The 14,967-nt window shown below is 49.0% G+C and carries 3 protein-coding genes; all 3 read right to left on the bottom strand.

The window, feature by feature from the left end; translation table 11 throughout:
* Positions 1–1,693 (bottom strand): OmpA family protein (locus VIP81_RS15235; protein ID WP_331962317.1); only part of this gene is annotated, 1,693 nt, incomplete at its 3' end.
* A 19-nt stretch (positions 1,694–1,712) separates the two neighbouring features.
* Positions 1,713–2,690, bottom strand: a complete 978-nt coding sequence (locus VIP81_RS15230) for a type IX secretion system membrane protein PorP/SprF (protein WP_331962314.1) — start codon at positions 2,688–2,690, stop codon at positions 1,713–1,715.
* Between the two features lie 11 nt (positions 2,691–2,701).
* Positions 2,702–14,812: a PKD-like domain-containing protein gene (locus tag VIP81_RS15225; RefSeq protein WP_331962311.1), complete on the bottom strand. Its 12,111-nt coding sequence runs from the start codon at positions 14,810–14,812 to the stop codon at positions 2,702–2,704.
* Between the last annotated feature and the right edge of the window lie 155 nt (positions 14,813–14,967).

Below are 14,967 nucleotides of genomic sequence, written 5' to 3'. Positions count from 1 at the left end.
CCGTACATAGTACCCCATTGACGCAGCGGTTTACCGGATATTTTTCGCCATAGCCCACATACCTGATTCTGGCTGGGGGTATTCCTTTACTTTCAAGCCAGGAGGCTGCAGCTCTCGCTCGCTTTTCAGAAAGCAACTGGTTGTAAGTATCATTGCCACGGGCGTCGGTATGTGCGCCAAGCTGCACACGGACATCAGGTTGTTGTTTCATAATAGTGGCAAGCCTGCTCAGACCAATAGTGGCATCCGGACGGATGTTCCATTTATCAAAATCAAAGTAGATGTCCTCCAATACCCATTTTTCAGGCAAAGGAACGACTCCCTTTTGAACGACAACTACGGGTTTATCAGGTGAAGTCTCCTTCGGCGATAACGGTGGCTTATAGTTTTCCAATGTCAGCGAATATAAATCGTCACTACCCTTGCCGCCGTCCCTGTCTGATGAAAGATAACCGATACTATCTGTAAATACAGCTGCAAAGTCATCCTGAGGACTATTTACAGGATATCCCATATTTACCGGCACCGATACCGCATTTCCGAAATCCGCTACCTTATAAATGTCCAGTCCTCCCATGCCTACCCGTCCGTTGCTGCTAAAATAAAAATGGCCACGTGTGCTGATAAAAGGAAATCTTTCATCACCTGCGCTGTTGATGCTGTCTCCCATATTCACGGCATTTCCCCATGTATTGTCCGCCTGTTTATCTGCATAATAGATGTCTGTCCCTCCCAAACCACCAGGCATATCGGAAACAAAATACAATCGACGACCATCTTCCGTAAGAAAGGGGTCTCCTACCGAATATTTCAGCGGATTATTGTATTTAAAATTGGCGGGGAATGTCCAACTGCTGTCAGCTGCATGGTAAATGCTACTGAATATTTCCATATTCACCGTATAGGGCTGATCCTTTTTCAAAAAACTGTTTTTCCCTTTTATGTCTCTTGTACTGGTAAAAAATAAAACGTCTCCATGGAGAGATAAATACAATCCACCGGAGTGATAACCACTGTTGATATTTTTATCCCGTAAGATATTTACGCTATTGCTATCAGCCGGATTTCCGGTAAATAACTGAAGATACGGCCTGCCAGTCCACCCTGAAGTGTGCAAACTTATATCGTTATGGTTATACCAGCGGATAAGGGTTGTATAGCCATTATTGGGGTGCGCCCTGTCGGATGAGAACATGATCTGATTATTCTTATAAGGGAAAGCGCCCCATTCTGCGGCCGCTGTATTCAACACGCTAAGTGGTTGCAGCCCGGCATCCACCGGGTGAGCCATCCACCAGATGGCGGAATCGCAGGAGGCATACCAACGCGACAACAATGGTGCAGGCAGTGAATCAGAATACTTGTGCAGCGCCTGCCGTACACTATCGTATTTCCCATTATACATCTGCTCATTAATAAACCGGCGGATATCATCTGCGATATAACCGGGCAGACTCAGTGTTTGGCCGTACCATCGGGCAGCCTGCTCATGACTACGCATCGCTGCATATACCGTTGCCAAACCGCGTGCTGCACGCAAGGAAGGCTTATTCCGGTAAGCCTTCTCATACAAGGGTATTGCCTCATTGAAACGATAAACAGCTGCCGCTTTCTCTGCTTCCTTTAGCACGTACTGCGCCTGCAACGACAGGCTGCCCATAGTCAGGCAGATACAAAATATATTTCTAATCATTATCATCACCTTAAACTATTTAGAAGTACCGGGGTGTTAACATCTTCCCTTTCCGGCTACCAAAGAAGTAGCCCACTGATATTTCATGGGTAGAATAATGGAAGTCTCCTATCCTGTTTAATGGAAGATCATATGCATATCCCAGCCTGATTTTATCTGCGATAAAAAATTCTGCCATCACCACAAATGCCGCCGGTTTAGTAAGTGACCTGTCCAGGTACGACTTATCGTACAAACGCACTGCTGTACGGTAAGATGCTCCCAGCCAGAGCTTCTCCACAAAAAGTGCAAAAAGGTTAATATCAAGACTGGTAGGGCCAGCCAGGTCATCTCTCAATAAAAAAGAAGGTTTAAGCTGTATTGCTTCTGATACCGGCAACAACATACCAGCGGTAGCATACCAATGCATTTTTTTATCCGGAAGATAGTGTTCAGGATCCTGCTTGTTTTTTACATATTGCACAACCAGGTTATCTACAGAAATCCCTGCATAGAAACGATCTGAATTATAAAAAATACCTGCCTTTACATCGGGCGCCAGTACCGTCTTTTTGCGATACATCAGTGATGGATCTATCACCGTTTCCGGATCAAATTTAGTCCCGTCCAACCTGTACTGAATAAAACCCAATCCTATACCAATAGCCAACCGGTTGTCTTTTTCAAGGTCGCCTACCGGGATGCGATATGAATAACTGCCATAGGCTGAAGTACTGCTTTCAGCACCCAGCTGATCGTTCATTACCTGAAAAGCCAGTCCTACCCTTGCGTTATTGGCACTGGCGTCAATGGCAGCCGACATCGTGCGGGGAGCACCCGGAAAATTCCGCCACTGATCACGATAAAAGGCATGCACGTTCAACTGTTCCCTATAGCCCGCATATGCCGGGTTAATGTAAATGCCATTAAACATGTATTGACTAAAGAGTACATCCTGCTGCGCCCGGAGCGCTTTCACACATAATAGCAGAACGATAAAAACAATCATCTTTTTCATGGTCATTTGATTTAACGCAAGACGGTAATATATCCTTTAAGCGTTTGCACTTTACCATTGCTGTCTGTTACTTTCAATACATAGAAGTAGGTGCCTTCATTGAGCCCGTGCGCATCCCAGTCATTACCATAGTTTTGTTTTTCATACACCATATTCCCCCACCGGTTAAAGATGCTGATCTCATTTTGCGGATACAATTCTAACCCGATGATCCTCCATTTATCATTTGCACCATCTCCATTGGGCGTGATAATATTGGGTACCCGGAGACCAAGTAGTACTTTGATATCAGTAGAGATATTATTAGACAGATCTGTATCCTCATCTGTGGTGCCCACCTTTGCCGTATTGCGTACTTCACCTGAACTAAGCGCCTTCACTGTCATGCGAATATCCTGCTGCGCTCCTGCCTCCATTTGAGGTAAACTCCAGGTAAACACACGCGTAGCACTGTTATAGCTGGCACCCGCGACGCTGGTGCTTACATACTCCAGTTGTTCAGGCAGTGTGTCAGTGAGTATGACATTATGCGCCATAGCCGGCCCGTTGTTCATAATAGTGATGGTATAATCAAAAGTTTCTCCTCCGGCTACCTGTCTTGATTCAGACACTTTCTTCACTGCCACATCCGCTTTATTTTCGGCCGGTGCACTTACTGTAATGTGTACAGAACGTGCATCAGCAGGACTGCTTTCGCACACACCAGTACCTGCTACCGTTACATAGAAGGTAGTGTCTGCAGTTAATACCGGGGTAGTGAACCGGGGGCCTGTAAATACGAGGTGTGTGAGCGCTGCGTCACTGTACCAGCGAAATACAGGGTTGCTCACGGTATTGCTCGAGGCCGTAAGCACAGCAGCTGTATTATAAGCGACCGTAACATCATTCGTAATAATATCTGTCAGGCCAGCTCCTGCATTTACGATAATGGTAAATATCTGTATCGTGCCATCGCACCCATTTAGTACAGGCGTCACCGTTATTACACCCGTTATAGGGGTATTGGTGTTGTTAGTAGCAGTAAACGTAGCAATATTACCATTTCCTGATGCCGGCAGACCAATAGCCGGGTTGCTGTTGGTCCAGCGATAGGCAACACCGGATACCTGGCTGCTGAAAGCAGGCAGGGTTACCAAAGTCCGGTTACATACTGCGGTATCTGCCGGCTTGTTCATGGTAGCAGATGGAGATACAACAATATTAAAACTGACTGACTTACCTGCACAACCGTTGCCGGCTGGTGTTACCGTAATCTTAGCCTGCGTGATGGCATTATTGTTATTGATGGCTACAAAGGCCGGGATATTTCCTGCACCCGCGGGCGCCAGTCCTATGAATGGATTGTCGTTGGTCCAGGAGTAGCTGCTGCTGTCGGCTCCTGTGCTAAAAACAACCGGCTGTGTAAGTGTATTACTACAAACACGCTGATCCCCCGGTGTAGCCATCGTTGATACTGGATTCACTACAATGGTGAATATTTGTGATTCGCCATTACAGCCATTAGCAGATGGAGTAACCCTTATAGTTGCTTTTATTGGCGCTGTAGTGTTGTTAGTGACAGTGAAGGCAGCAATATCTCCCTCACCGCCAGATGCCAGGCCGATGGCCGGATTGTCATTCACCCAGCTGAACAAGGCGCCGGCTACGTTACTTTTAAAAGTAATAGCAGCAGCTTTATTTCCGGCACATAATTCCTGATCCTGTGGCCGTTGTACATAAACCTGTGGGTACACTGAAATTGTAAATTCCTGCGGCACACCGCTACAACCATTTATGACAGGTGTAACTGTAATTCTTTCCACGAGAACGGTATCGCTGTTATTAAACGCCTGGAAGGCAGGGATATCCCCGGTGCCGGCAGTAATAATACCATTGGTTGGTGTAGCTGAACTCCATTGGTACACCGTACCATTCACTGGTCCGCTAAAATGAATGCTACTTACCGTACCACCGCTGCACACCGCCTGTGATGCTACCTTAGCCACCGCCGGTGTAGGATTCACTGTGATCCTGAATACCTTACCGGCTCCGCTACAGCCATTGGCTACCGGCGTTACAGTAATGGTAGCCGTGATCGCGCTGTTGGTAGTATTCACCGCTTTGAAGCCTGCTATATTGCCTTTACCGGTTGCGGGCAATCCTATTTCCGGATGATCATTCGTCCAGCTGTATTCCGTTTGTGTTACCGGGCTGGTGAACAATACAGGGGGCAGACTGTCGCCATTGCACACCGTTTGTTTGGCAGGTACGGGTATAGTTACATCCGGTACCGGCCTTACAGTGATGATGAACACTTGTTCCTGTGACGCGCACTGACCCGGTGTAATAGCCACCACTGTAATGGTATCCCTGATAATGGAATCCGTATTATTTATTGCCGTAAATGAAGGCAGGTTACCGGTGCCGCTCGCAGGTAAACCAATGGAGGCGGTATTTGTCCACCTGAACGTAGTGTTGTTTACATTACTGCCGAATGCCGCAGGTGTCAATTTTTCATTGCTGCAGGCAGATATGCTGGCAGGCACCGTTATCATCGCAGTAGGATTCACTGTGATAGTAAACCTGCTGGCAGGGCCTTCACAGCCGTTATAATTAAGCCGTACAAGGATGGTAGCGATTATTGGCGCATTGGTAGTGTTAACGGCGGCAAACGGTGAAATGTAACCTATACCGCTGGCAGCCAGACCAATTTCCGGATGATCATTCGTCCAGCTGAAGAAGATCGCATCCTGCTCCCTTACTGCAAAGTCTTTCCGCGTAACGGTATCTCCATTGCAGACCACCGCATTGCCAGGCACTACTACTCCCGGAGTAGGACTAACGGTCAGGGTTAAATGTTGTGGTGTACCCGGGCAACCATTGGCCACCGGTGTTACCGTAATAGTAGCCTCCAACACGGAGTCGGTCGTATTTTTTGCCATGAATGCAGGAATGTCGCCGCTACCGCTGGCAGCCAAACCTATTTCCGGATGATCATTCGTCCAGCTATAAGTAGTACCTGTTACATTACCTTCGAAATGTACGGGTATAGTCATCCCATTATTACAGAGCGCCTGATTTTCCGGCACGGTTACTCGTGGTACAGGATTCACCGTAATGGTGAAAGTGCCGGAAGTACCCGGACAACCATTGCTGACCGGTGTTACCGTAACGGTTGCCGTTACTGGCACATCTAATGTATCTACCGCAGTAAAATCCGGAATATTACCCACCCCACTGGCGCCCAATCCGATTTCCGGATGGTCATTCGTCCAGGTAAAAATGGTACTATCCGCACTACTACTGAAATTCAGACCTGAAATCTGAGTGCCTGCACAAACTACTTTATTTGCTGGCACTGTTACCACAGCTGTAGGATTCACGGTAATGGTAAAGGTCATTACCGGGCCGTCACAACCATTCGTTACCGGTGTGACGGTAATGGTAGCTATGATCGGCTGACCAGCAGCATTCTTAGCAGTAAAGGCAGTAATATTACCTGTACCACTTGCCGGCAGTCCTATTTCAGGATGATTGTTTGTCCAGTTGTAAACCGTGCCATTGAGACTGCTGCTGAAGGTTACCCCCTTCGTCGTACTACCATTGCAAACCACCTGGCTGGAAGGTAACTGCATCTGTGGTTGCGGATACACGGTAATGGTAAATACCTGAACGCTGCCGTTGCAAGCGCCTCCATCCGGTATTACCGTAATGTTAGCTACAATCGCGGTATCGGTATTGTTTTGTGCGGTAAAGGCTGCGATATCACCGGTGCCACTACCAGCCAAACCTATTTCCGGATGTTTGTTGCTCCAGCGGAATACGGTACCGCCTATACGACCGGTAAAAGTAATGGCAGTTGTGTTTTTGTTATGACAAACAACCTGGTTAGCCGGCTTACTTACATCCGGTGTTGGTGGCACTTTGATGATATATTTTTTGGAGATGCCATCGCAACCTGCCTGATGAGGTGTAATCGTAATCACGGCACTATCAGTGGTAATGCCATTGTTAACTGCTTTAAATCGCGGAATATTTCCTGCACCCGCAGCAGGTAATCCTATAGCAGGATTGCTGTTAGTCCAGGTGAATGTTTCGGTAGCCACATGTGCATTACTGCTACGCAGCAGCGTAAATACTACAGCAGGTAACGTATCGCTATTACATGCCTGTTGATCCACTGGCTGATTCACTTCCGGTGTTGGATTTACAGTGATGGTAAACTGTATGGCTGCCCCTTCACAACCGCCTATAAATGGCACTACCGTGAAAGTATCCACCACTGGAACCGTCGTATTATTCACTGCCGTAAAGGCCGGAATATTGCCTGTGCCACTGGCTGCCACACCTATCTCAGGATGATCATGACTCCAGGCAAAGGTAGCTGTTGGTGTAGTGCTTGTAAAAGTGATTGTTTCAATGGCAGCGCCATTGCATACTTCCTGCGATGACGGCGCAGCTACCTGCGGTGTTGGTTGCACACTGACAGTAAACGTTGCCGCCGTACCACGACAATCACCCAACACAGGTGTTACAGTGATGGTGGCTGTAATCGCGGTGTTAGTCGTATTCGCTACTACTATGCCATTGATATCACCGGTATCTGCAGCTGGTATTCCTATTTCAGGATGATCATTGGTCCATTCAAAACGGGTACCTGGCACATTACTGCTGAAAGCGGCGGTGACGCTGCTATTATTGCAAACTGCGATATTGCCGGGAACGGTTACTAACGGTACCGGATATACGGTAATGGTAAATGTTCCCACGGTACCGCTCACACCATCTGCCACCGGTGTTACGCTGATGGTAGCCACTATTGGTGCATTGGTTGTATTTACTGCCGTAAATGCGTTGATGTTACCACTTCCTGTGGCAGCCAGTCCTATTTCCGGATGGTCATTGCTCCAGTTGTAAGTAGTACCGCTTGCAGCACCGCTGAAGACTGCCGGCGCGGTAGTGGACCCGGTACACAGCTCTTGATTACCCGGTACCACTACGGTTGGCACTGGCCGCACAGTAATCGTAAACGTTAATATGGTATCCGAACAATTATTCGCGGTGGCCTTTACGCGGATGTCGGCAACGATTGGATGCGCGGTAGTATTGCGGGCCGTGAAGGATGGTATGTTACCGCTGCCGGTAGCAGACAACCCTATTTCCGGATGGTCGTTGGTCCAGCTGAAAGTAACGCCGGCCGGCGAACCGGAGAAGTTAACAGCTGTGGTGACGGCGCCACTATCTATCGTTTGACTGGCGGGCTGATTCATCGTCACCGTCGGATTTACAGTGATCGGTATCGTGGCAGGCGCACCGGCACAACCATTACCTATAGGCGTTACCGTTATAATGCCTGTAATAGGTGCTGAAGTATTATTGCTGGCCTGGAAAGGTGGTATATTTCCGGTGCCGCTGGCAGCAAGCCCAATAGCAGGATTACTGTTAGTCCAATTAAATACGATACCTGGCTGGGTACCGGTAAAAATAACAGGCACTGTAGCTGCCCCTGCGCAAAGGGTTTGCGCGGCATTAGGGGCTACGTCCGGCGTTGGATGTACCGTTATCACGAAACTACCAGTAACTCCCGGACAGCCGTCCACATTGGTGGTTACCTGTATGTTTGCCTGTATAGTGGAAGTACCGGTGTTCACAGCAGTGAAGGCCGGGATATTGCCTGTACCACTGGCTGCCAAACCAATAGCAGTGTTGTCATTGGTCCAACTGAAGGTAGCAGCAGGAACATCACTGCCAAAGGTGACAGCATTCACCGTACTGTTATTACATGCCACTATATTATCCGGTATGGTGATGCCGGCGGTTGGTGCTACGGTAATCGTAAATGTTTCCGGATTACCATTACAACCGTTATTAACCGGTGTTACTGTAATAGTAGCTACCATTGGTGTTACACCGCCATTGACAGCCGTAAATCCTGGTATATCTTCCACACCGCTGGCAGCAAGCCCAATGGCAGGATTACTGTTCGTCCAGTTAAAGGTGGTACCGGCCACGTTGCTGCTGAAGGCAGGGATGTTTGCACTCGCCCCATTGCAGAATTGTTGATTAGCAGGCACCGTTACTCCTGCTGTCGGATCTACTGTAATAGTAAAAGTTTGGGAGATACCATTACATCCGTCTGCTCCTGGCGTCACCGTAATATTAGCTGCCAGTGGCGTATTACCATTGTTCACCGCAGTGAACGATGGTATGCTACCGGTACCTGAAGCCGCCAGTCCTATGCCGGGGTTATCATTGGTCCAGCTGTACACGGGTACACCTGCAGGGAGCGAACTGCTCACGGCGCTGCTGAAAGCAATAGCCGGTACTGTTGCTCCACTGCATACCCTTCTGTCGGCAGGATCAGCTACTATCGGTAACGGGGCTACGGTAATTGTAAAAGTAACCGGCGCTCCTGTGCAACCATTCGCGGATGGCGTTACAGTGATATGTGCGTTTACTGTGGAAGTAGTGTTATTCTGCGCCGTAAAAGCCGGAATGTCACCGCTGCCGCCGGCGGCTAATCCGATACCGGCATGGTCGTTGGTCCAGCTGAAAGTAGTGCCGGTTACACCACCGTTAAAGGTGATGGCATTCACTGTACCATTATCGCAAACAGGTATATTGGCCGGTTGCGTTACTACCGGTTCAGGGTTGACAGTAATGATCCATGTTTTCGGCGTACCGGGACAACCGTGTAATACCGGGGTGACAACAATCGTGGCAGTAATAGCTGCATTCGTAACATTCACCGGAACAAAAGCAGCAATATCACCATTACCGCTGGCAGCCAGACCTATTTCAGGATGATTATTCGTCCAGTTAAATACCGTTCCAGGCACATCTGTGCTAAAGTCAGCATTCACACTGTTACCGTTACATACCGTAATATTTGCAGGCACCGTTACTACCGGTGAAGGATATACGCTGATGGTAAATGTTTCAGGTACACCCGGCACACCGAGGGTAACAGGTACCACTGTAATACTGGCTACTACCGTTGTTTTACCATTATTCACGGCCGTGAATGCGGCGATATCGCCATTGCCACTCGCAGGAAGGCCAATTGCAGGATTGGTATTTGTCCACGAGAAAGTTGTAGCCGGCGGGAATCCTGTAAAGTTAACCGCCTGGGTTTGCGCGCCGTTACATACTTCCTGATTATCCGGAGCCACCACGCCCGGCGTAGGTTCTACCGTGATGGTAAAAGTTACCGGTTGCCCTTCACAACCATTGGCGTGTGGCGTAACCGTAACCGTAGCCACGATGGCGTGACCGGTATTATTGATACCTGTAAAGGCAGCAATATTGCCGCTGCCACTGGCAGCCAATCCAATATCCGGACGGTCGTTCGTCCAGTCGAAAGTCATACCTGCTGCTGTACCACTAAAGGCAACGCCGGTAGTAGCAGTTCCATTCACTATATTTTGATTGCCCGGTGTAGTCATGCTAACAGCAGGATTCACCGTAATATTACCCGTAACCGGAGCGCCAGCGCATCCATTTAACATAGGCGTTACCGTTATTACTCCTACCGCTGGTGCCGCACCTGTATTCACCGCAGGGAACCCGTCGATATTTCCGGTGCCGCTGGCGGCCAGCCCAATGGAAGTGTTACTGTTTGTCCAGTTAAACAACGTGCCGGCATTGCCGGTGAAAGTAATATTACCTGTTGGTGTGCCTGCACAAATCGCTTGCGGAGTTCCTGTAATACCGGCAATTGGTATAGGGTTCACGGTAATGGTCATTTCTCCCGCTGCACCTGCACAACCATTCATGCCGGCTGTAATGTGAAGTGTGGCTGTAATCGGGCTGCTGCCACTATTGGAAGCGGCGAAAGCAGGAATATTCCCGATGCCACTGGCGGCCAAACCTATTTCCGGATGATCGTTTGTCCAGCTGATTACAGCGCCGGAAGTACTGCTTCCAAAGGCAATGGCCGTGGTGGATGTGCCGCTGCACAGTTCCTGTGACGGAGGAATGATAAGCGTCGCATCTGGAGAAACAAGGACGGTAAATATTTTCGGTGTACCTGTGCAACCGTTTCTTACGGGCGTTACGGTTATCGTTGCTGTAATTACTCCGTTGGTATTGTTTACCGGTGTAAATGCCGGTATAGTACCGGTACCGCTGGCGGCAAGACCAATTTCCGGATGGTCGTTGGTCCAGTTGAACAGCGTACCACTTACCTGGCTGGTGAAATTCAATGTCGTACTGGCGTCTCCGTTACAGAACGACTGATTAGCCGGTACGGTTACATCCGGTGTTGGATCTACTGTAATAGTGAATGTTTGCGGAGTGCCGCTGCAGCTACTGTTTTGCGGCGTTACTGTGATGGTAGCTACCACTGGTGTTGTGCCGGTATTAACAGCAGTGAACGATGGTATACTACCGGTACCGCTGGCAGCGAGACCAATAGCAGGTGTGTTATTCGTCCAGCTGTAATTATTTGCAGCCTGCGGCAGAGAGCTGCTGACGCCTGCAGCAAAGGCTACTGGTGTTGTAGCAGCGCCGTTACACACGGTTTGACTCGCCGGCTTAGCTACAGTTGGCGATGGGTTTATCACCATCGTATAGGATTGGGCAGCACCCGGACAACCGCCAGCATCCGGCATTACCGTAATGGTAGCCGTAATAGGTGTAGCCGTATTGTTCACCGCCGTAAAGGAAGGAATATTGCCTGTTCCTCCTGCGGCCAGCCCAATTTCAGGATGATTGTTTGTCCAGCTATACACAGTACCGGTAACAGTGCTGCCAGGTACTCCTGCTGGTACCGTATTGCCGGTACAGTAACTTGCACTGGCCGGTACCGTTATAACCGGTAACGGATGTACCGTATACTGAATCGCTTGTGTTTGCCCTACGCATCCGTTATAATCTGCCCTGAAGGTAATATTTGCTACGATGGCAGCATTGGTATTGTTTTGGGCATTGAAGCGGATAAAGCCCTCCCCTGTTGCCGGCAATCCGATTTCAGGATGATCGTTCGTCCACCTGATCACCGCTCCCGGCACATTCGAAGTAAGCGGGTTATCGACCCAATCACCGGCACATATATCCTTAGATCCATCTCCCGAAACTACAGGTATTGGATTCACGGTAATGGTAAAAATAACCGGTGGTCCCGCTACACCCTGGAAAATCGGAGTCACCGTGATGCTGGCTACAATGGGTGTATTAGTGGTATTGACGGCCGTGAATGCGGGGATATTTCCTGCTCCATTAGCAGCAAGCCCTATTTCAGGATGATCATTGGTCCATGTATATGCTCCGTTTACGCCGTAAGTGCCATCCAAAATTACTTCCTTCGTTATTTCCTGCGCGCATAATTCCTGGTTTTCGGGTACGTATACCAATGGAAGTGGCCATACGATCACGATCATTTCTACCGGGTCTCCATCACAACCATTGGCATGCGGAGTAACGGTGATAACGGCTTTGACAGGTGATCCGGTGTGATTAAATAATCGCATTGCCGGAATGTTGCCGGTACCGGAAGGTGGTAGCCCGATATCAGGACGGTTATTTGTCCAGGTATAGGTAGCATTTGCAGGGGCACCAGTAAAGTTAATGGGTAGCATCATTCCTTCACTGATCACCGTCTGTTCCGGCTGTGGGTTCACCTGCACTTTCGGATTCACTGTAATGGATGCGGTTACCGGTGCGCTGATACAGCCATTTAGTTCAGCCGTTGCCGTTATAACTGCTGTAATAGGCGCATTGGTGTTATTCACGGGGGTAAAGGCGCTGATATCTCCCCTGCCGCTGGCCGCCAGACCTATTTCCGGATGATCGTTGGTCCAGGTTAAAGCGGCACCTGCTACACTACTACTAAAATCTATTGCTGTAGTGGATTTGCCGGCACAAATGTTCTGTGTAGGCGTATTTACCTGTACCACCGGTGTAGGGTTGACAATCAACACCATATCGGCAGTACTACCTATACAGTCGCCGAGCCTGGCTGTCACTGTTATAATGGCCACTACTGTTTCTGTGCCGGTATTGATAGCCGTAAAAGGAGGAATCTTTCCTGTACCACTTGCCGGTAAGCCGATGCCGGGGTTATTATTGACCCAATCAAATATCACCTCTTCAGGAGTGGTACTTTTGAACTCAATGAACCTTGTCGTTTCACCATTACACAACATTTCATTTTCAGGCATAATCACATCCGGCCGTGGGCCAATAGGCAGGTTAAAAGTAGTGGTGGGGCCAGTACATCCTCTAAAAGAAGGAGTGATCATAATACGGCCTATATCCGATACCGGCTGGTTATAGACGGTAAAAGGCGGAATATCGCCAGTACCGGCCGGAGGTAAAGTAGAAAAGGCCCGATCTGTTTGCCATGCGAAGGTGCTACCCTGAACGTCAGATTCCATTGGACTCACGTCTATCAATTGACCACCACATGCACCCAGCGGCAAATTAATACTCACCGTTTCCGGTACAGGATTCACGGTGATGGTCATTGTTTTCACAACTGAATTACCACAGGCATCATTGCCAGACACGGTGATAGTGGACACCATCGGTCTGCTGGTAATGTTAACAGCGGTGAATGCAGGAAGATTACCAGTGCCGGCGGCAGGCAGTCCGATTCTGTCATCATTGTTTGTCCAGGTTACATTGGAGGAACTAAACGGCGCCGGCGTTACCAGGCTGCCCACACATGCCTCGAGTGATTGTAAATCATTGAGCTGTGCAGCGGGATTAATAGTGATCGTAAACTGATGTACCGGTCCTACACAGCCGGATACGCCGGTAAGACCGGAGGATACTTCAATAGTTGCCTTTATAGGTGCACCCGTATTATTTGCCGCAGCAAATGGTGGGATGTCGCCAACCCCATCTGCCGGCAGGCCAATTTCCGGATGATCATTATGCCACTTAACATAAGCGCCATTAGCCGTAGGCTGTAAGGGCGGCACGGATACATTGCCACCTGCGCAGGCAGTGATATCATTTGGCGGTATCACATCCGGGAAGGGTTGTACTTTAATATTAAAAGTTTTAGCATCCCCTATGCAACGTCCTGTATCCATAGTAGGCAATGCGGTAATGGTAGCTGTCACCGCATCCCGCATATTATTCATGGCATTGAAGGCGGGCAGGTTATTAATGCCGCTCGCAGGGAGCCCTACTTCAGGATGATCATTGCTCCACCTGATAGTTACCGCCACGTTATTCTTCTGAAATGCAGGCGCCTGAAAAGGTTCACCGGAACAGATTTCAGCATTTGCAGGAACGGTAACCTTCGGTGTGGGGTAAATCACAACTGGTTTTGTAACGGTAAGAGAGCTATTACATCCGTTTACCACTGCCCAGGAAGTAACGCTTACATTCCAGATATTATCATTGTTATTAATACCGGTGAAAGAAGGGATATCCCCGTAACCATTAGCAGGAACTCCGCTGGTGGCACCGCTGTACCAACGGATATCTACTGTTCCCGCATTGGCATCTGCATCTGTTGTGAGGTGTGTAATGGGAGCCGTTTCACCGTTACACAGTTCCGGAAAGGAAAGTCCCAGTACATTCACATCCGGGTTCACCTTCACAGTAACTGCCTGTGAATTGGTGCAGCCATTTGCTGCTATAGTAAATATATACGTTACCGTTTGTATGGCACGGGTGGTATTGATCAACTGTTCATTCGGGTTGCCTGTTCCACTGGCAGCTGCATTGCTGATACCAGCTACGGCTTCCCTTGTCCAGCTAAACGTGGCGCCGGTTGCATTGCTTACCGGGTTATAGCTGAATTTCTGCCGGTTACAAATAGGTTGTGGGGTAAGCGATGAGGTCAGTACAGGTAATGGCGATACTACCAGGTTGACAATGAAATCACTGCCACATCCCTGATCTGTTTGCAGATGGTAGACATATGCTACACTTAGCGGGTTACTGGTTGTATTGATGAGCGTTTCATTTACCGGACCGCTGCCATTGGCGGCGGGGTTACTGATACCTGCCACCGTAGCGCGGGTCCAGGTAATTGCCGTCACCGGCATATCTGTTTCCGGGTTAAAGCTGAAGGGCGTTCCACTACAAACCGCGTTACCACTAAGGTCACCCATCAAAGTGGCTGACGGATATATTTTCACCGTCACCGGGGCTGTTACCGTACATCCGTTAGCGTTAGTAGCCACAATATAATATATACCCGACACACCTACTTTCGAAGGATCAGGAACCGGGTTGGCACCCGCTGCATCCGTGAAGTATCCCAATGAACTGAATCCGCTGCTGCCGGCAGTTACGGCTGGTGCAGTGAGGTCTGCAGTTTGCGGTGTACATACCGGTG

It is taken from the genome of Chitinophaga sp., assembly GCF_036566945.1.
GTDB lineage: Bacteria > Bacteroidota > Bacteroidia > Chitinophagales > Chitinophagaceae > Chitinophaga.
This window is presented reverse-complemented; position numbering and strand designations above follow the sequence as displayed.